The sequence below is a fragment of the Polyangium spumosum genome (assembly GCF_009649845.1).
GTDB classification, from domain to species: domain Bacteria; phylum Myxococcota_A; class Polyangia; order Polyangiales; family Polyangiaceae; genus Polyangium; species Polyangium spumosum.
In genome coordinates this window covers 157,543-177,802 of sequence record NZ_WJIE01000011.1, presented here as the reverse complement: position 1 = coordinate 177,802, position 20,260 = coordinate 157,543, and the positions used below count along the sequence as shown (strand labels likewise).

Annotated in this window: 19 protein-coding genes; 7 read left to right on the top strand and 12 right to left on the bottom strand. The window is 64.5% G+C overall.

Annotated elements, in window-relative coordinates:
- Position 1: 1 nt before the first annotated feature.
- From drmD to GF068_RS31455, 3 genes are all read right to left on the bottom strand, one after another.
- On the bottom strand, positions 2-3,004 hold the full coding sequence (drmD, locus tag GF068_RS31465; protein WP_153823210.1) for a DISARM system SNF2-like helicase DrmD: 3,003 nt from the start codon (positions 3,002-3,004) through the stop codon (positions 2-4).
- A gap of 389 nt (positions 3,005-3,393) precedes the next feature.
- Positions 3,394-4,308, bottom strand: a complete 915-nt coding sequence (locus GF068_RS31460) for a toll/interleukin-1 receptor domain-containing protein (RefSeq protein WP_170319784.1) — start codon at positions 4,306-4,308, stop codon at positions 3,394-3,396.
- Positions 4,309-4,473: 165 nt separating this feature from the next.
- Positions 4,474-5,010, bottom strand: a complete 537-nt coding sequence (locus GF068_RS31455) for a hypothetical protein (RefSeq protein WP_153823208.1) — start codon at positions 5,008-5,010, stop codon at positions 4,474-4,476.
- 294 nt (positions 5,011-5,304) lie between these two features.
- On the opposite strand from GF068_RS31455, the gene GF068_RS31450 reads away from it, so the two are divergent.
- The 5 genes from GF068_RS31450 to GF068_RS31430 all read left to right on the top strand — a co-directional run bounded on the left by GF068_RS31450 (position 5,305) and on the right by GF068_RS31430 (position 8,544).
- On the top strand, positions 5,305-5,478 hold the full coding sequence (locus tag GF068_RS31450) for a hypothetical protein (protein WP_153823207.1): 174 nt from the start codon (positions 5,305-5,307) through the stop codon (positions 5,476-5,478).
- 199 nt (positions 5,479-5,677) lie between these two features.
- On the top strand, positions 5,678-6,046 hold the full coding sequence (locus GF068_RS44510; RefSeq protein WP_153823206.1) for a helix-turn-helix domain-containing protein: 369 nt from the start codon (positions 5,678-5,680) through the stop codon (positions 6,044-6,046).
- The gene (gene tnpB, locus GF068_RS31440) at positions 6,043-6,420 is read left to right on the top strand and encodes an IS66 family insertion sequence element accessory protein TnpB (RefSeq protein ID WP_206079589.1); all 378 of its coding nucleotides are present in this window, start codon (positions 6,043-6,045) and stop codon (positions 6,418-6,420) included. The genes GF068_RS44510 and tnpB overlap by 4 nt, the downstream gene beginning before the upstream one ends.
- 68 nt (positions 6,421-6,488) lie before the next feature.
- Positions 6,489-7,994, top strand: a complete 1,506-nt coding sequence (gene tnpC, locus GF068_RS31435; RefSeq protein ID WP_153823204.1) for an IS66 family transposase — start codon at positions 6,489-6,491, stop codon at positions 7,992-7,994.
- 208 nt (positions 7,995-8,202) lie between these two features.
- The gene (locus tag GF068_RS31430) at positions 8,203-8,544 is read left to right on the top strand and encodes a helix-turn-helix domain-containing protein (protein ID WP_153823203.1); all 342 of its coding nucleotides are present in this window, start codon (positions 8,203-8,205) and stop codon (positions 8,542-8,544) included.
- A gap of 43 nt (positions 8,545-8,587) precedes the next feature.
- Here GF068_RS31430 and GF068_RS31425 read toward each other — a convergent pair whose 3' ends face one another.
- The 8 genes from GF068_RS31425 to GF068_RS31390 all read right to left on the bottom strand — a co-directional run bounded on the left by GF068_RS31425 (position 8,588) and on the right by GF068_RS31390 (position 16,035).
- Complete coding sequence (locus GF068_RS31425; RefSeq protein ID WP_153823202.1) at positions 8,588-9,385, bottom strand: HNH endonuclease; 798 nt, start codon at positions 9,383-9,385, stop codon at positions 8,588-8,590.
- Between the two features lie 1,053 nt (positions 9,386-10,438).
- Positions 10,439-10,915, bottom strand: a complete 477-nt coding sequence (locus GF068_RS31420) for a suppressor of fused domain protein (RefSeq protein ID WP_240807698.1) — start codon at positions 10,913-10,915, stop codon at positions 10,439-10,441.
- 76 nt (positions 10,916-10,991) lie between these two features.
- Positions 10,992-11,186 carry a hypothetical protein gene (locus GF068_RS31415; protein WP_153823200.1) on the bottom strand — a complete coding sequence of 65 codons (195 nt, stop codon included), beginning with the start codon at positions 11,184-11,186 and terminating at the stop codon, positions 10,992-10,994.
- Positions 11,183-11,512, bottom strand: a complete 330-nt coding sequence (locus tag GF068_RS31410) for a hypothetical protein (protein WP_153823199.1) — start codon at positions 11,510-11,512, stop codon at positions 11,183-11,185. The genes GF068_RS31415 and GF068_RS31410 overlap by 4 nt, the downstream gene beginning before the upstream one ends.
- Positions 11,513-11,547: 35 nt before the next feature.
- Entirely contained in the window at positions 11,548-11,871 is a 324-nt protein-coding gene (locus GF068_RS31405) for a hypothetical protein (RefSeq protein ID WP_153823198.1), read from the bottom strand.
- A 751-nt stretch (positions 11,872-12,622) separates the two neighbouring features.
- The gene (locus GF068_RS31400; protein ID WP_153823197.1) at positions 12,623-12,955 is read right to left on the bottom strand and encodes a hypothetical protein; all 333 of its coding nucleotides are present in this window, start codon (positions 12,953-12,955) and stop codon (positions 12,623-12,625) included.
- Between the two features lie 831 nt (positions 12,956-13,786).
- Complete coding sequence (locus GF068_RS31395) at positions 13,787-15,016, bottom strand: PEGA domain-containing protein (protein ID WP_153823196.1); 1,230 nt, start codon at positions 15,014-15,016, stop codon at positions 13,787-13,789.
- A gap of 59 nt (positions 15,017-15,075) precedes the next feature.
- On the bottom strand, positions 15,076-16,035 hold the full coding sequence (locus GF068_RS31390; protein WP_153823195.1) for an RNA polymerase sigma factor: 960 nt from the start codon (positions 16,033-16,035) through the stop codon (positions 15,076-15,078).
- Between the two features lie 185 nt (positions 16,036-16,220).
- On the opposite strand from GF068_RS31390, the gene GF068_RS31385 reads away from it, so the two are divergent.
- Both GF068_RS31385 and GF068_RS31380 read left to right on the top strand, forming a co-directional pair.
- Positions 16,221-18,014 (top strand): serine/threonine-protein kinase, encoded by a 1,794-nt coding sequence (locus GF068_RS31385; RefSeq protein ID WP_338046656.1) that lies wholly within the window; start codon positions 16,221-16,223, stop codon positions 18,012-18,014.
- Positions 18,015-18,125: 111 nt separating this feature from the next.
- Entirely contained in the window at positions 18,126-19,172 is a 1,047-nt protein-coding gene (locus tag GF068_RS31380) for a PEGA domain-containing protein (protein ID WP_153823193.1), read from the top strand.
- A gap of 711 nt (positions 19,173-19,883) precedes the next feature.
- Here the strand turns inward: GF068_RS31380 and GF068_RS44505 are convergent.
- On the bottom strand, positions 19,884-20,260 hold a 377-nt coding region (locus GF068_RS44505; RefSeq protein WP_206079588.1), incomplete at its 5' end, for a hypothetical protein.

The following is a 20,260-nucleotide window of genomic DNA, read 5'->3' as shown; positions in this document are numbered from 1 at the left end:
TTCACGACGTCGCCGGCCACAGATACACGAGCCCCACCCGCTCCAGCCGGTGGTGCCTCACCTCGTACTGCTCCCGAATCCGCTGCGGCTCCCGCTCGAGCTCCTTGTCGAGCTCCGCGGCGCGCTTCTCCATGTGGCGCGTATCCGCCTCGAACTGGTGCTTCTGCTCTTCCTCGTCCGTCGCCCACGGCAGCGTGAGCTGCTTCCGGTCCACGAGCTCCTTGCCGATCAGGGTCTTCTGCGCGAGCAGGATCCGCTCCATCTCCGCGGCCTCGGCGCGCCCCCGCACGCGCAGCTTCTCCTCGGCCCAGAAGATACGCCGCAGAGCCTTCGATTTCAGCGTCTCCCAGAGGGCATCCTCGTCCTTCGGCGCCGATTGCATGAGCTTCTCGACGACGTGGTCCGCGACCTTAAGCTGATTTTCCTTTCCGAGGACACCGAACAGCGACTCGAGCGCGCGCTCCTCGGCCTCGGCCGTCTCGAATGCCTTGAGCCGGGAAGGATCGTCCCCCTCCGACCAGTACGCCGCGACGACCAGGATCTCCTCGTGGAGGCGCGACGCGCCCACGCCATACAGCGAGAGCCGCCCGAGCGCGAGCACGCGATTGCGCCGGTGCGTCGCATCGACGGCTACGGTCACGCGCGAGAGCCGATCCTCCCCGAACGCCTGCGCCCGGAACTGGGCGAGGACGCGCTGCGTGAGCTTGTGCTGGAGGTGGAGTTGCACGGTCTCGGACGCGAGCGTCGTGGAAGGCTCGAAGCTCACGGGCCGCGGGGGATTCTTCGCCCGCCACTCCCACTCGGGCAGCTTGCGCGTGCGCGGCGCCCGAAGGGTATCCATGATGTCCCGCCACGTCGCATCCGTACCGGCGAGCTTGTCGAGCGGCGGCACGTCGTAGCTGCCGGTGGCCGCCTTCCTCTCGGTGAGCGGCGGCAAGCTCGCGAGGCGCAAGCCCACGTTCACCACGTCCCGCAGCCGTTCGGGCTTCAGATCGAGGTGCTCCGTGGCCTTCTGATCGAGCTTCTGTAGCTCTTCGAGTTGCGCGACGATCTCCTTGTCGCGGGCCTGCTCGAGCTCCTCCTCGACGACGGGATCACGCCCCTCCTCGGGGACGACCTCGGTGATCGTCTTCGCGAGCTCCAAGGCCCGCGAGCGCCTGATCCCGTCCTTCAGGCTGTTTTCCAGGCGACGCTCGACGACGTCGGCGAGAGACCCGAGCTGCTTGCGAATGCGCTCCGTCTTCTTGACGAGCGCCGCGAGCACGGCGTCCTCGGGCCGCTGCGGGTAAACGAAGTAATGGCACCGCACGACCTTCTCCGGCTGGAGCATGCGGTCGATGCGGCCGTTGCGCTGCTCCATCCGGCCCGGGTTCCACGGCAAATCGAAATGGAACAGGTCCGCACATTGCGCCTGGAGGTTCACGCCTTCGCGCGCGGCGTCGGTGCCGATCAGGATCCGCACCGGATGCGAGGCATCGTTGAACGCCTGCTTTACCCGCTCGCGCGCCTCCTCGTCCATTCCACCGTGGAGCGTCAAGATCCGCTCCTCGGCGAGGTCGGTCCCGGCGATCGCCGCTTCGAGCTCGCGGACGAGGTAATTCTTCGTGTCGACATACTCGGTGAAGATGAGCATGCGACGCGGGAGCCAGGTGGCCTTCCCCTTGACCTTGGGGCATTGATTCTCGCGAATCCAGCCGACGAGCCAGCGAATCTTCGCATCCGAGAGCCCCCGCGCGCGCTCGGCGATCTCCGACATCTCGTCGAGCAAGACCTGAGCGCGCGCATCATCGGAAGCCGCGGCCCCTTCCTGCGTCGCCCGGGCCACGGCGACGTCTTCGAGCTCGGCGATCACCTCGTCCGTGAGGTCCTCGTCGCTCTCGAAGAGGGACGTTTGCACGGCAGCCGGAGCCTTCGCCGCGCTGGCGAGGAGGGACTTGGCCGCGCTCTTCCGGTGCACGGAGAGCGTCCGGGCGAACGCCTCGACGGACGACAAGAGCCGCTTCTGGAGGGCAATGGTGACGAGCTTGCCGGCGGCCTTCGCCCGGTTGCTCGCCGCGGCGAGACGTCGTTCGAGGATCTCGGTGTACTCGGCGAGCTTCTCGGACAGGAGGATCTCGGGCGTATCCGGCGGGAGATTACCGAGATCGATCTGACGCACCTCACGCTCGGGGATCTGCGAGCCGATGTGCTTGCGCAACTCCCCCTTGAGCCGCCGCACCATCACGGGCTTGAGCGCATTCGCGTTTTTCGGGGGCACGCCACGCGTGAAGCGCTGCGGGTCGAGGATCTCGAGGAGCGCCGAGAACGAGTTCGAGTGCCCATTGTGCGGCGTGGCCGAGAGAAACAGGCGATGCTCGAAGCGCCGGGCGATGTCGCGGACCGCGCGCGTCGTCTGCGAGTCGATCGCATACTTGCTCTCGGACGCGGGCGCCGCGACGTGCGCCTCGTCGAGGATGAAGAGGCTGCCCGGGCAGAAGTCGCCGAGCCAGTCGCGAAGCCCGATGAGATAGTCCTCGTCACGCAGGAGATTGTGGCTGATCAGGAAATGCCGGTGCGTGGTCCACGGGTTCACGCCGAAGCCACGCTCGCGGCGCCGGGCGTTCACGTACGCCTTGTCGAGGACGGCAAACGCGAGCCCGAAGCGCTGGCCGAGCTCGTCACGCCACTGCAGGACGACCGATGCGGGCGCCGCGATGACGACGCGGTGGACACGCTGGCGGAGCAAGAGCTCCTGAAGCACGAGGCCCGCCTCGATGGTCTTGCCGAGGCCGACGTCATCCGCGATGAACAGGTTCACCCGCGGGAGCGCGAGGGCCTTGCGCAGCGGCTCGAGCTGGTAGCTCTTCGGGACGATGCCCGCGCGAAGCGGCGCCTGGAAAAGCGTGGGATCGGTGGAGGTCACGCACCCCCAGCGCAGCGCGTGGAGGTAGGCCGCGAAGGTCCGGGGGTCGTCGGGGCTGGGGTTCGGCCGGATCGCGGTTTTCCCCGAGAACAGTTCTAGCACCCCTGACCCGGCGTAACCCGCTGGATCCTCGTCCTGCTGACGACGGATCGGCGCCGCTGGCGAGCGTTGGTGCCACTTCGGACCCCGTGGCCGCCCTTTGGGGCATCCCTGGAGCGGACCCACGCAGTACCCTTCTCGCCGTCCTCGTCCAGGGAGAGGTCACGGCGGCGGCTTGGGGCGATTTTGAAGCCTCGGCGGTGGCTCACGACGCGGCAGAAAGGCTTCTGGCACTGCTGTCGGACGCGGATGAGAGCACGGCCGCCGCGCGAGCCGCGCACGATGCCGTCGGCAAGCTACTCCGTGCCATGAAGCGGCGGTAGGTCGTCCCTGTCCTGGCGGGGGTCCCTCTGGAGCGAGGGGCCCCAGCCCGACACCGCGGGCGCGGCCTTCTAGCCTGTCGGCTTGCCGGCTAGCCGAGCTGCCTTGGCCACGAACTGGTTCACTTCGGCCGCGACCTTGGTTGCAGACCTCATTTGCAAGCCTGTCTCTTTGGCGATCGACTCCATCAGCTGCGTCATTTGCTCGGCAGACTCCACTTTGATGGCGTGTCGCTCCCTCAAAGGCCCAGGAATGCGACTAAAGGCCACGTCGCGTGTCAGCAGTGCGCATGTTCTTTTTTTAAGGGCCCATGCGGCTCCAAGCTCCATAGTGACAAAGCTTGATTTTAGACCCTCCTTCGTGAGGAGCCCAAGCACAACCTTACACTGCTCCAGGTTTTGGCGAAGAACTTCCCCTGCGTGATCACCTGGGTCGAGTTGGTGCCCCTCCACAGAGGTGCAGCGAATCGCGCTTTCCGCTCCTATGAACTGGATGCAGGCTTCAAGGCAATCTACCAGTGCCTTGGCAAGTTCCTTGTCCCTGGATGAGTGACTGATAAAAGCGAGAACGTGATTCATATCCTTGCCTGCGTCTATAGTATCGCTGGAATCGGTGGACGTAAGTATTTCGAGTGCGCGGCGTCCAAATTCGACCGGCGCTATAGGGACAGTGCGTCCGGAAGTCCGGTTAGCTTCGCGGACGAGATACGCCTGCGCGGCATATAAAAAGTCAACCAAGTCATTCGCAGGAAGCTTTAAGCACGCGTCCGCGGTCGAGAAGCACCCTACTTGCTGAAGGTCCAACCCGACGCTCTCCTGAAGGAGGGGGTTCACAGCGTCGAATATTGGAGCAGGTCTCCCGCTGATAAACTCTTGGTTTAATCCGATGCCAGCAGCTCTGGGCCAGTGCGGCTCTGAAAGCAGGAGTAGCCCCTTCAGCTGTACGCGAGCGCGCTGGGAAAGGTCCCGCAGCGGTTTGATCGACATTAACGTCTTACTCGGGTCTAAACTCTCCCTGACTTTGGCAGCACGCCCGCTAGCAGATGTTGTGGTTCCCTTAGCTTTAGCCGTCGACGAGCGCCCCCCGGTAACAACTGCTGCGACAGTAGTTGACGGGCCGCCTTGAGGCTTCTTGTTGCGGGACATCTCTTTTTACCTTTTCCGTGGACGAACGGTGGTGGTCTTCCCTTTCGCTTCGGCCTTCTGGCCACCGACTGCCATACCGCCTACGCTTGAGTTGGTCACAACCGGACCATGATAGTTATGAATTTCGCGCGCGTTAGGTTGCGCCGTCTCACTTCCGGATGTTGTCGCACGGATGTGTGCCGACATGTAGTGAAAGTGTCCGGCGACTCGCAGGAACCGCTCCGCCATATCCCTTAAGTAGTTCTCAAGGTTGACGAGCTGTTTCTTATGTGACCGCGAACGCGGCAATTCTTGACTAAAGTTCAGCTCGGCCTCAATAAGATTCCGGCGATCGCGAGTTTGCGCATTGGGTGGCTGCGCATCCAACCAACCGTCAAGCTGTTGCAGGACCGAGCTGGTTAGCTGCCTATGTACCTTTAGCGCCGCTTCTTCCGCCTCTACCACGAGGTCTAGATCACCATCCTCTAGCGCATCGAGTATCCCTTGCGCCGAGGTCCGACATTTATTCGCCGCCTGCTTGAATGCCGAAACGAACTGCTTCATGTGTTGGAGAAGACTCTCCTACACTCTGCCGAACGCTGGATCAAGAGGGCAGAGGGGTCTCGGGGAGCAACGCGAGTAACAGGCCATGCAACATGGCCCGTTTGGCGTGCGTAGGGGTCCCTACGGTCCCCCCCCGCCGGAGGCCCATCGCCGGGGCGTGGAGCCGCCCTTTGGGGCCCCGCCGGAGCCGACCCACGCCGGGCCCTTCTGGCTGTGCTCGTGCAAGGGGAGGTTACGGCGGCGGCGGCGGCAGGCGGCCGGAGCCGACCCCGCCGGGCCCTTCTGGCTGTGCTCGTGCAAGGGGAGGTCACGGCGGCGGCGGCAGGCGACCTCGACGCCACGATGGTCGCGCATGAGGCTGCCGGCAGGCTCCTCGCGATGATGCCGGACACCGGTGACGACATGGCCGCCGCGCGAGCGGCGCACATGGCCGTCGCCAAGCTTCTCCGGGCCATGAAGCGACGATGATCCATCCTCCCGCGACCCCCTCGCATCTGGGGGGGCTCGCGGGATCGTCTGTCCGCGGGGTTTGTCTTAGCGAGGGAGCTGTGGTAGGGATCTCGGACACCCTCATGCGCGAGTAGGGAGGAACGTATCTCCTCGCCCACCCCCGTCGTGACATCGCCGGCCTCCTTCCCCAACGCTTGGGGTCCCGAAGGAGGACCCGATGCGGCATCATCAGCAAGCGGCGGCCATTCGCGCCGAGCTCGAGCATCTCGAGGACCGAGGACGAGGCAGGGCGTACCCGGAGCACGTACGTCGGCTCGCGGTTACCTATTTTCGATCGCGCCGCGACGCCGGTATCACGATAGCGGAGATCGGCGCCGAGCTCGGCATTCCATGGCGGACCGTGTATGCCTGGGCGACGAGGAACCAAGGCCACGAGCTCTCGACCGCGGACTTTGCTCCCGTCGAGATCCTCGACGCTCCGGCCATCCGCCCCCCCGGGCCTTTCGTCGTCGAACATCGCTCGGGAGTTCGAATCGAGGGGCTCGATCTCGATTCGCTCGTCGAGCTTCTGCGGAGGCTGTCGTGATTGGCTCGACGCGGCAGATCACGGTCTATGCCTACCGGGCTCCGGTCGACATGCGCAAGTCCTTCGACACGCTCACCGCGCTCGTCATCCAGGGCCTACGACGCGACGTGATGTCGGGTGACCTCTTCGTCTTCGTGAGCCGCACGCGGCAGCGGGCCAAGGTCCTGTACTGGGATGGCACGGGGCTCTGTCTTTTCGCGAAGCGCCTCGCGAAAGGGTACTTCGCCGCGCCGTGGACGCGGGCCGGGGACGGCCCGCTCGTGCTCACCACGAGCGAGCTCGCGCTCCTGCTCGAAGGCAGCGATCTGATCGCGCGCATGCCGCTCTCGCCTCCCGCATATGCGCCCACCAATCGGGTGCTGCGCTGGGGCTAAGTGACGTTTTTTTCGGACCGTCGGTACATTCGAGGGGTCTGACGACATTATACGGGCAGGAACGCCCGATGAATTTCGAGACCGAGAACGACCCCGAGATCCTCCGCCAGGCGGCGCTGCTGCTCGAACGCGAGAACCAGAAGCTCGCGAAGAAGATCATCGAGCTGACGCGAGAGCTGCTCACGTTGAAGGGCGGCGACCCCGAGCAGCTCAAGCTGCGCATCGCCGAGCTCGAGCGGCAGATCGCCTCGAAGAACCGCATGCTCTTTGGCGAGAAATCGGAGCGGCGCGCGAGTGACGAGGAGAGCGCGCCGCCCGCGCCGCCCACGCCGCCGAAGCCCCCGCAGAAAGGGCACGGTCCCAAAGCGCAGCCGTCGTTGCCGATCGAGGAGGTCCCCCACGTCCTCGACGAGGCCGATCGGGTGTGCAGCGCGTGTGGCGAGATGCTCGACGTCTGGGAGGGGCAATTCGAGCAATCGGAAGAGGTCGATGTCGTGCCGCGCCGCTTCGTGCTGAAGCTGCACAAGCGGCAAAAGTATCGTTGCCGGTGCGGCGGCTGCGTCGAGACGGCGCCGGGGCCCTTGAAGCTCTTCGAGGGGGCGCGCTACTCGATTGATTTCGCCATCGAGGTCGCGAGCGAGAAGTACCACGACCACGCTCCGCTGGAGCGCCAGGTGCGGAAGATGCGACGCGAGGGGCTGGTCGTGGAGTCGCAGACGCTCTGGGATCAGATCGAGCGCCTGGCGAGGCTGCTCGCCCCTGGACACGAGGCGCTGGTGCAATACCAGCTCGCGCAGGGCGTCCTCGGGGTCGACGAGACGCGATGGCCGCTGCTCGGCAAGAGCGAGCCGTCGCGATGGTATGCTTGGTCGATGGTTTCGACGAACGCGGTCGCCTATCGAATCCTCGATGGCCGCTCGACCGAGGAGGCCAGGAAGATGCTCGGCGGGTACAAGGGCGTCGTCATGTGCGACGCCTATGCCGTGTACAAATCGCTGGCGAAGACGGAAGGCTTCACGCTCGCGCACTGCTGGGCGCATGTGCGGAGGGAATTCATCGAGGCCGAGGTGTCGTTTCCCGCGGAGGCGAAGGTGGTGCTCGATCTGATTCGTGGCCTCTACGCGGTGGAAGCGAAGTGCAAGCCGGCTCCCGACGGAGATGAAGAGCGTCTCGCGCTGCGGCAGGCGGAATCGAAGGTGCTCGTGGAGCGCATTCGAGCCTTCGCGGAGACGACGAACGTGGTGCCCAAGAGCCGGCTGGATGGGGCGATCCAGTACATGGTGGGTATCTGGAGCGGGCTGACGCGATTCCTTTCGGATCCGCGGATCACGCTCGACAACAACCATACCGAGAGAGCGGAGCGCGGCGTCGTGGTCGGGCGAAAGAACCACTACGGGTCGCGCTCGCGGCGAGGAACCGAGGTCGCGGCGCTCTTCTATTCCTTCATCGAGAGCGCGAAGCTCTGCGGGATCGATCCGAAGGCGTATCTGCGGACGGCGACGGTCGCAGCTCTGCGTGGGGAGCGGATTCCGCTGCCGCACGAGGTCGCGGCGTCGCCGTCGGGCGCAAGCTGACGGGCGCATGGATGGATCGTCCGCGCTGAGCATCGGCGCGAAGAAGGCGGACGTGTGCCCGCTGATTGTGCGGGTCTGACGAACTCGTCGAGCGAGGGGCGGCGAACGCTCGCAGGCGGGGATGTCGCGTCAGGGGCGGGCGTGTGCGGCGCCTGGCACGAGGGCGATGGCCGCCGGACGGTGCTGAGCGAGGACTTACGGAGGAACCGTGCCGAGACGAACCGAACCCAAGCCGCTCTGCCTGAAAGTTGGCGCTCGTATCCGCGAACTGCGGACCGAGCGTGGCATGTCCTTGCAGGATCTCGCCGAAGCTGGCGCCATGTCAAAAGGCCACCTGTCGAGCATCGAGCAAGGTCTCGCGGCGATCACCATCGAGACCGTCGAACGCATCGCAGCCGCGCTCGGCGTGTCCCCGTTTTGTGTGATCACCTTCCCGGCAGACGATGAGCTGGATCGTATCGCCGACCTTGCCCGGAAGCTGCCGAAGGGCGAGCGCCGGAAGCTTCGGAAGGAACTCGAAGGACGCACGACGCACGAGCCCCCAACGTAGCAAACCCCGGTAGTCACGCCTCGGAAAGGAGGTCCGCCATCACCTATTGCTGGGGGATGATTATCTGGTTCCTGTTGCGCCTGTTCACGTAATCAAGCTCGAAATCTTCGCCGCGTAGCCATTCAGCAAAGTACCACAACGGTTCATCCGTGTCCGAGGCCATCGACTCTACAGTGAGTCGCCTAATGCCGCTGTTGATCAGTCGATCGAGGCCGCGTTTTCGATCCAACAATCCAAGTTGTAGAAGCGCTTCGGTGATGTCCCAGCCGAACTGGAGTGTTTCCGGATGATCCGAGCATACCGCGACACGCGGCGGATCGACCCGTTTCAATCGAATGAGACTTACGTAAGACGCTGGCATTGTGCGACCGCCCAACGTCCGAGCCGGTGGTGCGTTGTTGACAATTTGTAATGCCGTCTGCCCGCCGCGTTGATTGTATGAAGCTACCAGTGGACCGCGATGTTCGCTCGAACGCCGCTCTTGCGATTCTTTGGGTTTGCCGAGCTGGTCGGAGGCGGCTAGTTCGGCCCTTAATTTCCAAAGCCTCAGCAGTTCGACCGTAAATCGTTGCTCATCGGTATCAATCTGCTTGTGGCAATTCCGGCAAAGCCAGATGCCATTGTCGATAGCCCTGCGCTCCTCGCTGGCCATGGCAGGATCGTATCGTTTGGCGTCTCTTTCCTTGCCGCATATATGCGCGGCTTCCCCAATCCTCACGGATTTAGTTGGGTCGGTATGGGGGCCGGAGGTGGGCGCGCTACAACCTGGATTGGAGCACAGGTATGCTACTCGGCGGGCGAGTTCGAGCTTGACCCTCTCGGGAAAGTCATCCTCATTCATGGTCGCCAGGTGTCAGCTCGTTCGCAAGCTGGTGGATATGAGCGTCTATCGATGCAGGTCCGTCATACGGCACTCATGGGTCCCCGCTAGCACAGGAGCGACCCTGACGCACGTTGAATCGTCGGGAAAGTGGGGAGTTAGGCAGCCGCAATCACGTAGGCGTAGATGTTGGGCTTCTTCTCTCGGATGCCGCGCGGCGCGGGCGGAGCCCCCGCGGAGGTCACGGCGGCGTGGGCAGGTGGACTGGCCAGAGCGCAGAGGTCAACCCTCGCCAAGCTCGATGTCAGGCCGATCCAGACAAGTCGTCGTTGAGGCCGGAGGTCGGGTCGGCCAAACGGATTTTCCACGCTTGGCCGTGTCGACCGGGCGCGGCTCGGCCTTCTCCTCCGGGGCGCGTCGGGGTCGCCGAATTGGATCCCGAGCGTTAGGCCGTCACCCGCTTCACGCGGGCCCCTCACAGGACCCCTCCAACAGCGGCCCTCGCGTCCTGATAATATGCGAACGTTGCCCAAGGGCGCCGACACACCAACCGCGATGCCGCCGCCTGCATGTTGATTTGACTCGGCGCCGCAGCTCCGGAAGATCGGGAAGCTCCGGCTGCGGGCCGTGATTTATTCCCCAGCACTTCTCCGGGTGTCCGAGCGGGCACCAGCATCGCGGACTCAGGTTTCGCCGTGTCGCCCACTCGACTGCGTGGCGCACGAGAGGCAAGAAAAGAACATGCTGCCAACACACTTCGTCCCGCGTTTTCTCATCAATGACCTGCGCCCTACCCAACCAACGGGTGCCCTTATAGCAGTCCACGAACAGATCGCGGATACGGACGCGCTTTCCGGTCGACCGAGCGAAGAATACGAAGATCAGCGGACCGAATCGAGTGGAGACGTAAACCTCGACCATGAATCGATCGCGGTAGCGATGTAAAACGAGCCGGGGCGGATCGCACTCCGCCAACGTCACGTCGATGGACATTTGGCGCCTACTTGGACCGCAGCGCCGCGATAGTTACATCGCCCGAGACTTCCATTTTGCGGCGTCGCGGTCCATCCCTCTCTACCTAAGCATTTCTCGCCAGTGCTCGATGATCTCTGGGACCGTGGCGATGTCGAGGTGCCCTCCCTGATGGAGCTGCCACTGGTCGAAGGTGAGCGGATACATCGCATAGACCTCGACCGAGCTGCGCGACCGTGTGCGGACATGCGCACGCTCTCCGAGCTGGCGCGAAGGCGCGACGAGAAGCGCGAACACATGCGGCGAACCATGGTCGACCTCTGCCGAGTTGAAGACCACGCCGCCCTCGTCCGGCGCAGAGCCCACGGCGAGGATCGCGCTCGATGCCCGCCGGAGCATGTAGGCCGGCCATCTTTCGCTCGGAATCCAATCCGCAGGCAGTGACATCACGAATTCGAAGCGTCGCTCCTCTCCCCTGCGCCCCGCCAGGACCAAGAGGCATGCGCCCAAGGTATGCAGAACCCAATGCGGACGTCCCTCGCATGGCGGAGCGCCGTAGACGTGCCTCGGGACGAGCATGCCGCGCATGTCCCCTAACACGAGCTGGCCTCTTCCCAGATGCCGGTCGAAATGGGCAGCCATAGCTGCTCGCAGGTCACTCGGAGTCATGATCGATCAGGCGCAGCGCTAATGGTGTGAAGAGAAGGGCGATCAGGATGCAGACGTACGGTTGTGGCCCGCCCTTGGTGAACAGCGCGAGGAGAACGGCGGCGAGAATTGCACCCATGCCGACGATGCTGATCACCGCCGCTGCCGCCGCGTCCTTCTCGGGGTCGGGGTTGGCGTTCACTTGAGCCGCATCGCTATGGTCACGTTGAACGCCGTCCGGTGGATCTCTTGGGCCACGCGTTCGGCTTCCTGCGGGGTTAGGGCGTAACCCCTGAACTCCTTCCGCCCTTCGGGCTCGATCACCCCCTCCTCGATGTACACGCATCCGTCGCTCCCGAGCGCGAGGAGTTGGAGACAGGCCCAGCGGAGCAGGCCGTGCGTCCCATGCTTCGCGCGTTCCTCGGCGGTCAGCGCGTAGCCGGTGAACACGCGCCGGCCCGCGGGGGGTTCGTCCTCGAATCGAACGTAAATCGCGCCGTCGCTTGCGATGACAAGCTCGGTCTCCATGGTCGGCGGGGTGGTTGGCATGTTGGCTTTCCTCCTCACAGTGGGATCCGGAGCTGGACACGATTGGGTAGCGAAGGTGCTTCCTGGGTTCTCTCGATGCTGACGACGCCCGCGTTCTCCAGGCGAAGCAGCGCTGGCACAAGTGTCCCGGAAGTCGAGATGTCGCACAGAATGTCACGAAGCCGTGCAAAGGAGACGAATCCGTCGGCATCCGGCCGCATGCGCGACAGCGCGTAATGGACGACCCCTTCGGCGTGCGCTTCGCGTCCCTGCTTGCGGAGTGCCACGGCGTAGTTTGCGACGTAGACAGCGGCGTGTTGATACGCCAGGGCCGCGCGCAGGATTTCAAGCAACAGCAACTCCCCGCGCTCGTCGTGACCAACGGCGCCCGCCGAGACCTGCGTTGCCCTCGCGGACCGCGGCGGCGGAATCGGTGGGAGGCGATCCGAAAGACGCGCTCGACGGACTCGCTCGCGCAAGTCGCGCCACACCACGCCCGCGATAGCACGGGCGCGGCTCCAAAGGGAGGGCGTGTCCGCAATGGTGTCCCGCGGCGGCTCCGAATGAGCCGCGCTAACGCGGGTTCCACTCTGCGGCGGAAGCGCTGGGCGGTCCATGACCGTGGTTGCTGCGTCGTCGTCGATATCCCGCAAGCTATCCATTGGGCCTCCCAAGCGATAGGAAACGCCCCCCAGGAGGGGGCGATAAAGGAGAAATGCTCGCCCAGAGAACCACTCCCCACCACCCCCTCCTGCGAGTCGTTTCCTTGTTCGGCGTTCGTCAGTCTTCGCCGCTCGAAGCCGAGACGCTGCCACGCGCCACACCGGGTGACCGGAAATGAGCAACGGAGCCATGCATACGCCTTGCGCTGAATGACAGCGCCCCGACTTCGAGCGGCGAGCGACCAACGGAGCGGCGAGCCCTTTCGCCCTCCCCAGTGGGGCCGCAATGCTCCGGACAGCCCCGGGGAAGGGCGGCCGGCTTACACGCGGACCCACTGGGAAGGACGAACGGTTCGCCCCTCAGACACAAACAATGCTGGGGCTCGAAGCGGGGTAACGAGGGCGGTGCCGATTTTTTCGGCGGGGGGTCGGGCCCGGTTCGGTCTCTCTACTTGATCAGGTAGAAGGGATGCAGGCAACAGAACGTGACCGCCCTCGTCACGTCACGCACGGCGCTGCCCGTGGGCGCGCCGCCGCTGGCCTCGCAGCTCCCGGGCACGTAGGCGAGGTCTGTGATCGCCTTGCCGGCGATGGCGTGGCCTACGGGGAGTATGTTTACGCACTGGTCGTGGGGGAACTGGAGGCCGCTCTGCTCGGACTGCGAGGAGCATGCCGGCCCCTCGTAGAGACGCAGGGAGGCCGTGCATCCGCCTCCCGAGGGCTGGCCGCATTCACATGTCGCGCAGCCGCGATCATCGACGACCGCGTCGTCCGGGAACATTTCGTAACGAGCGTAAATGTAATTCCCTGGACAGGGTACGTCCACGCCTTCACGCACGACGCACTGGAGCCACCCCGGTCCGGGATCGCTCACACAATACTCGGTCCCCCCGTCCGAATAGCACGCATCGTCATTTGTGTTGGACATGCATGCGAGGCCGGCGAGTTTCCACTCCGTTTTCTTCGTGAACGCGGGCGTCTCGCTCTTGGGAGTGCATGACTCGCTCGTCGGCCCCGGGAGCGGGGACACCCACACGGATTGGGCACACGGCTCGCCCCCGCACTGCGCACCGGCCGGAAGGGCGTTGTTGCTCGTGCACGAGCCATCCCAACCGGCCGGTTCCTCAAAAGGGAGGGAGGCGACTCCGCTTTCTCCGCACGCACCGGCGCGGATCTCCATCTTCTCGGGCAATCCGGTACACGCGCCCGACGCCCCGCATTCGCACGGCTCGCACTCCGCGGCTGGCGCGTCGAGGTCGGCGAAGAGGCGGAACTTCTCGCTGGAAGTGCCCGGGGGGCACGCGGTCGGAAGGGCGCCCGGCGCCGCGACGAACAACGAGACCGCGAGTTCCGTCCAGTAGCCCGCGTTGCCGCTCGGCACGGGAACGCAGCGCCCCGTGCATGCGGACTGTCCCGCGTCGGGTTCGATGGGGCCTGCTTCCGCATCAGTCCCGGCGTCGGCATCCGTGCCGGCGTCGACACACTCGGGAGTAGGGAACAGCGCGTTTGGGTCGCAATCGAGCACGTTGACGTATGGTGGGGCCGTGCAAGCGCCCGTTGCGAGGACAGTGCCAGCAAAGACAAAGGCGGACCAGACCAGCAATCGCATACTTTAAAACTCCCACCCGCCGACCAAATGAGCGCCTGCCAACACCGGAGGCTGCTCGACAAGAACCGTTTGCCCTGCGACAATTTTTAGCCCGCGCGTAAGCCCCACGATGTCTACCCCCGCCTGCATCGAGAAAGAACGCGTCAGCTCCAATCGCGCCCCGAACCGCGCGCCTAATCCCGGCAGCAGGTTGGCGTAGGACTCGCGCATGTAGCTCCCTTCGGACCCCTCGATGTTGATCACCCCCAGGTGGCCGAGGGCACAACCGAACAGCCAGCGCCAGTGCCCGCACACGCTCGCAAGCCCCCCCGCCGTCATCGCGTTGATCGGCCGCCCCTCCACGCCCGACGTGAGCCACGCAGCGCGGGCCTCGAGCCCGAGGGACACGTAGTCGTTTGGCCTCAAACTTCCGGCGATCATCGCGCCCACCGCAGGCGACCATGAAGCGACACCGAACACGACGATCGGTCCGCCACTCACCGACCCGCGCACCCCGGACCTCTTCTGCTCCCCGATCACGCCCCCGATGATCGGCTCCCGCGGCGGTTCCTCCTCCGGCGGCTCGTCGAGCGACGACAAGTCGGGCTTCCGCGGTCTCTCGCGCCGCAGCTTCAACGGAGGCGGGAGCGGTTCAGGCAACGCGCGCAACGTCAACGTGACGCGCATCTCCTGCCCCTTCCGCGCCGTGAACGTCTCCACGGCGTCCTCGTAGCCATCGAGACGCGCCCGCAGCTCGTGCTCGCCGGGCGCGACGAACATGGACAAGGCCGAGAACCCCTCGCGGTTCCTCGGCTCCCCGTCGAGCGTGAGCTTGGTCCCCGCGTGCGAGATCGTGACATCGACCCACGTCATCTCCGCGCGCGCCGCGTCGTACGCCTTCAAGAAGCCCTGACGTTCCTCCTTCGTCGCGTTCGTCGCGCGTTGGATCGCGTCAAGCAGCAGATCCGCGGCATCTACGGGCTTCCCGAGCTGCACGAGGATCACACCGAGGCGGCCGGCGATCAGCGGATCGTGGCGGACGTCGAGCGCGGCGGAGTACGCGCGCGCCGCGGCCGTCGCTCGTCCCGCAGCGCGCGCACGATCCCCGTCGATCACGTACGAGGTGAAGCGTGCCTTCTTCGCCGCGTCTTCGAGCGCGTCCGGCGGCACGGGTGATGCCTCGCGCGGTTCGTCGGCGAGCGCGGTGGTCGTTAGGCCGAGAAGGACGACGAGCGCGACACCTAGGGATCGCATGCGCGGCACACGATACCGCGGCGGTCGGTGGAACGCGAGAGGGGTGTACGGGACGAACCTCACCACCGCGGGCGGAAATCCAAGCCCTTCCGTCGGGGAAGGTCGAAGGGCTCGGGGTTCGTCGCGGTGGTTCCTCGCGGCGCCATCGGCTGCGCATGGCTGCTGGGTGGAGCTGGCATCACGTGCGGCAGTGGAGAGGTGACGACGGGAGCGGCCACGGGGGCGCTGTCCCCAGGCGACGAGCTCGGGGTCGCGACGCGAACGACGTCCGCCGCCGCCGCAGCGACGACGCGCGCCGAGCCTGTGGCGACGGCGTGCAGCTCGGCCGGCGTGGGTGCCGGTTCGCGCGACATGAACGGGTAGAACACGAGGGCCATGAGCGCGGCCCACACGTGCCCGAGCGGATACACGTAGTCGAACAACCTTCGCAGGAGCGCCCGGCGTTCGAGCACCGCGAGCGGCACAGGCGGAACGATGACGAAGGGGTCGTTGCCCAGCCGCAAACGCAGGTACTTCCGCGCGCGGGACAGCGTCATCTTCGCGGCGTCCTCCGAGATGCCGAGCACCGCCCCGGCCTCCTCGTGCGACCGCTTCTCAACGCCTACAAGGTAGAGCACCTCGACCTGCGAGCGCGGCATGTCTTGCAAGACTTCCATCACCAGCTCGATGGCCTCTCGCAACTCCGCCGTCCGTTCCGGCGAATCCCCCGGGGCCACCGCCGTCTCGGCGTGTCCTTCGTCCGGCTCGAACACCGCGTCGTAGCGCCGCGTGGCGCGGTGCGCCTCGCGGACGACGTTGCGCGTGATGACGGTGAGCCACGGCTTGGCGCCGTCAGGGTGCGGCGTGTACCTCCAGAGGTTGCGCAGCACGTTCACGAACACGCGCTGCACCCTGTCGTCCACGGTATCCCGTGTGTACGCCAGACCATCGCCTGCGAGGCGCGTGACCTCTGGGCGGAGGTCAAGGATCTCGGCGACCAGCTCGGGCGGGTAGTCGGTCGGCTTCGAAGATCTTCCCATGACCTGAACAAGGCCGGGCGCGAGAGAGGGTAACAGACGATTTGATCGCGTTCCTCCAGAGCCGCCGGCACACCCGTGGCCCCAATGACAACAATTCAGGATCCGGATCGTGTCTGGTATCGCAGGATAAAGTTCGTCAGCCGAGGACGTTCACGAACAACTTCCTTGTGTCGGTATGCACGCGCATGGGAAGATGTGAGTTCATGAAATCCGGGGACATCCTTGGGGGCAGGTACCGACTGGTCCAGAGGATCGGTGCAGGGGCCATGGGCGAGGTTTGGGCAGGGGAGAACCAAGCCACTGGCGGCAAGGTCGCGCTCAAGCTCATCATCCCGTCGGCTCCAGAGCAACGCACGCCGGAGCTCCGCCAGCGGCTCATCCGCGAAGCAAAGGCTTGCGGTAAGTTGTCTCACCGGAACATCGTTCAGATCTACGATGTAGGTACGACGTCGGAGGGCGACCCGTTCCTTGTGCTCGAGCTCCTGCGCGGCAAGCCGCTCGACGAGATGCTCAAGGACACGCGACGCATCGAGCCGGCGATGGCCGCGCGCATCGGTGCCGAGATCGCGGGCGCGCTCGCCGTGGCGCATGCGGCGAAGATCATCCATCGCGATCTGAAGCCCGCGAACATCTTCCTCCATCGTGAAGAGGGGATGCCGGAGGACCGGTTCCTTGTGAAGGTGCTGGACTTCGGTGTGAGCAAGAACCTGGAAGGTGGAGCAGATGGGCCTGCGACAGTGACCAACGTGGCGGTGGGATCACCCGCGTACATGAGCCCGGAGCAGGTGGCCATGCGCAAGGATCTCGATGGTCGCACGGACATCTGGTCGCTCGGCGTCGTGCTCTACGAGATGCTCGCAGGCGTGCGCCCGTTCGTGGGCAACGTCGATGAAGTGATCCGGCAGATCGTGCTCACGAAGGTGAACAAGGTGCCGCCGCCTTCCACGAAGGTGCGCAGTGTGCCTCCGGAGCTCGACGAGATCGTCGCGCGCTGCATGAACCCTGAGCGCGACAGCCGATACGCGAACGCATCGGAGCTCGCGCTCGCGCTGAAGTCGGTCGCGGAGACAAGCCGCAGCATGCGCATGCCGGTGAGCGTCACGACGCCTTCATCGCCCGGACGGCAACGTACGCCGACATGGCCGGGTCCTGATGTCGCTCCGGTGTCGGCTGCGCGGCCTCCGATGCCTTCGACGCCGCAGACGATGGACGGCGACGAGGCTGCGACGTTGCCCATGCAAGGGCGAGTGCTCGCCGAGATGAGCGCGCAGAAGGGTGCGTCTGCGAAGCAGGAGCAGTCTGCGACAGGGACGCAGGTCATGTCTGCCGATCAGCCTGTTGCATCACCTGCGCCAGCCTGGAAGAAGGAGATGGAGCAGTGGCGCACGAGCCGTCAGTCCTCGGCGAGCCTCGAAGCGGCGGCGCCGTCAGACGCGGTGCACGGCGGCACGCAAGCGCTCGACCCAGAGGTCGTGATGCGCGCGGAGCGTGCGGCGACGACGTCGGCGATCACATCGATGTCGACGAGCCCATCCTCAGCGGCGTCGGCGCCTGCGCAAGGTCCTTTGCGGGCAGATCAACGGCGCAAGCGTAGCTCGAAGCTGTTCTTCGCGATGATGGGAGCTGGCGTCCTGTCTGCGGTTGTCGTGGTCGTGGTGCTGCTCGTGTCGCAACAGGAAGGGGGAACTGGCAGAGCTGCTGCGGAGGCGACGACGGCTCCAACTGCAAGCGCGGCTCTGCCCACACCGAGCGCCGTGGCCCCGATGCCAACACCGACCCCGTTGTCAACGCCTTCGTCAGCTCCAACCCCCCTATCATCGCCAGCACCTGAACCGAGCGTGAAGCCGGTCGTCGCGCCAGGGTCAGTGCCCGTGCCGCAGGCGCAACCTACCACCACGGCCAAGCTGCCCGGGGTGATCCCGCTGTGCAAGGACGGGGGTAAGCTCATTCCGTGCAGCCAGAAAAAGCGGGCACGCTGAACCGCAACACCATGCTCGCGTCGCTCTCCGCTTGAGACAGGATGCCGATCGCGGGTAAGGTCACCCTCGGAGGCAACGTTGAAGGCAGGGTCGAGGCAGCTTGGGGCTTGGATGCGGGGAAGCGCGCTCACGCTGGGGCTTATGGCGTCGGGGGTGCTCGTGAGTGCGCCGGTGCTCGGGCAGGGAGCGAAGGCCGGAGCAACTCCGCAGCCGGCTGCGAGTGATGTCGCTACGCGTGTCCAAAAGCTCTATGTTGACGGCGCTTTTTGGGCGGATAAGGGTCAATATGAAAAGGCTCGAGCGCTCTTCGAGGAGGCGTTCAAGCTTGATGCGCGGCCGCAAATTGCTGCAAACCTGGGGAACGCGGAACTCGAGGTAGGCAAGCCACGCGAGGCCGCGGAGCACTTCGACTACTTCTTTCGAGAAGACAAGACAGCCACGCCCGCAGAGCGTGCGGCAATTGAGGATTTGCAGAAGAAGGCCCTGGCGAAGATTGGCACGTTGCGGGTGACCGTTGACGTGCCGGGGGCCGAGGTTTTCGTTGATGGACGCAGCGTGGGCAAGGCCCCGCTCGCAAGTCCTATTTACGTGGATCCAGGAAATTACACGATTGAAGCCAAAGCGCCGGGGCATGTGCCGGCGTCGAGGCTCACGGCTGTGGCTGCGGGTGCGCAGTTGCCGATTGATTTCAAGCTGGCCGCTGCGGGAGAGACCGGCGGTCCTGGTCCGATCGGGCCGCCGATCGTCCCGCCGCCGACGGAGCAGGGGTGGCGGAAGCCGCTGATGTACACGAGCATTGGGCTCGGGGTGTTGGGGCTCGGGGTGGGGATTGGGTTCACGGTTGCGGCGGAGGGCAAGAATCAGGAGGTCGACGACGAGGTGCTGTACTGGCAGGTGCGCACGTCGACGGCGAACCCGATTTGTCCGCTTGGGGTTGAGAATGATCCGCGGTGCGTGAAGCTCAACAAACTCATCGATGAGCGGGATAGCTTGATGCGCTTTGGAATCGTGGGTTATGCCTTGGCTGGTGTTGGCGCTGCCGGGGCGATCGCGATTGCGCTGACGACGCCGAAGAGCTTGAAGGCAGACGAAAATAAGGCGCCCACGGTCATGGTGGTGCCCACGCTCTCGGGGTTGGTTGCGTTCGGTAGCTTTTAGCGTGGGCCCGGTTGGAGGTCGAACATGTCGCAGCGTAAGTATTGGGTGTTGACGTTGTCAGGGGCGACGTCGCTGGTGGTGGGTCTCTTTTTTCAAGCTGCCGGCTGCGGCACAAGCATCGATGATATTAATGCGCAGAACGGAGTCTGCGATCAGTCAAAGGACGACAGCAATCCGTGTACGAGTATCCTATGTGAAAACGGGAACCTCATGTTTCCGCCGCTTCCCGACGGCACGGCCTGTCAGGCGGGACCGAACAGTGGAAAGTGCGACGCGGGCAAGTGTGTGCTCGATTGCATGACGGATCCGCAGAGTTGTCGTTGTGGCTCAGAGTTCCCGTGCCCAACAACCGATTGCAATAAGCCGACATGCGACATGGGTACTGGGACGTGTACCCCAGTGCCTCAAAATGAAGGCATGCAACTGGATGATGGAGTGCCTGACGATTGCCGTATTTCAGTATGCATGGGCGGACAGGTATCCTCGGATACTCTCGGTGACGGGAAACCGTGTAATGGTGGGGTATGTAAGGGGGAGGAGTGCGTCCAGTGCCTCACGGATACCGATTGTCCGGAGGGGACCGAGCCAGACGATCGCCGCTGTTTGTTGAGCTTAAATACACCCACGTGCGCTTCCTGCTCCAACATGGTGCAGGACCCAGATGAAGACGGACTCAATTGTAGCTATGCTACATCTGGCTCCAAGCCTTGTTTACTTTGTACTGGCCAGCCCTGCGCCAACGGAAACGACGAAGACTGCAAAAGCAATGAATGCAAGGACATGATTTGCTGTGACGTCGATTGTATTGGTCCCTGCAAAAAATGTAACTACAAAAACAATCTGGGGACCTGCATGAATGTACCAGCTGGTGACGTTGGCACATGCACCTCCGGCAGAGCGTGCAATAACATGCAGGCCTGTGTTAGTCAAAGCTCCACAGACAACAAGCGAAACGGCGCCACTTGCAGTAACGGGGCAGAGTGTCTGAGCGGCCAGTGCCTTGCTGACGCGATGGGAACTAAGCGTTGCAAACAGAATGACGGTTATTGCGAAAACGCCACGGACTGCGCCTCCGGAATGTGCACAGA

Bases quoted from the DNA above. Each gene is read 5' to 3' on its own strand.
- GF068_RS31390 (WP_153823195.1), bottom strand. From the start codon at position 16,035: ATGGGAAGATCTTCGAAGCCGACCGACTACCCGCCCGAGCTGGTCGCC.
- GF068_RS31400 (WP_153823197.1), bottom strand. From the start codon at position 12,955: ATGTTCCCGGACGACGCGGTCGTCGATGATCGCGGCTGCGCGACATGT.
- GF068_RS31410 (WP_153823199.1), bottom strand. From the start codon at position 11,512: ATGGAGACCGAGCTTGTCATCGCAAGCGACGGCGCGATTTACGTTCGA.
- GF068_RS31420 (WP_240807698.1), bottom strand. From the start codon at position 10,915: ATGCTCGTCCCGAGGCACGTCTACGGCGCTCCGCCATGCGAGGGACGT.
- GF068_RS44510 (WP_153823206.1), top strand. From the start codon at position 5,678: ATGCGGCATCATCAGCAAGCGGCGGCCATTCGCGCCGAGCTCGAGCAT.
- GF068_RS31385 (WP_338046656.1), top strand. From the start codon at position 16,221: ATGGGAAGATGTGAGTTCATGAAATCCGGGGACATCCTTGGGGGCAGG.
- GF068_RS31460 (WP_170319784.1), bottom strand. From the start codon at position 4,308: ATGTCGATCAAACCGCTGCGGGACCTTTCCCAGCGCGCTCGCGTACAG.
- GF068_RS31380 (WP_153823193.1), top strand. From the start codon at position 18,126: ATGCGGGGAAGCGCGCTCACGCTGGGGCTTATGGCGTCGGGGGTGCTC.
- tnpC (WP_153823204.1), top strand. From the start codon at position 6,489: ATGAATTTCGAGACCGAGAACGACCCCGAGATCCTCCGCCAGGCGGCG.
- GF068_RS31425 (WP_153823202.1), bottom strand. From the start codon at position 9,385: ATGAATGAGGATGACTTTCCCGAGAGGGTCAAGCTCGAACTCGCCCGC.
- GF068_RS31455 (WP_153823208.1), bottom strand. From the start codon at position 5,010: ATGAAGCAGTTCGTTTCGGCATTCAAGCAGGCGGCGAATAAATGTCGG.
- GF068_RS31395 (WP_153823196.1), bottom strand. From the start codon at position 15,016: ATGCGATCCCTAGGTGTCGCGCTCGTCGTCCTTCTCGGCCTAACGACC.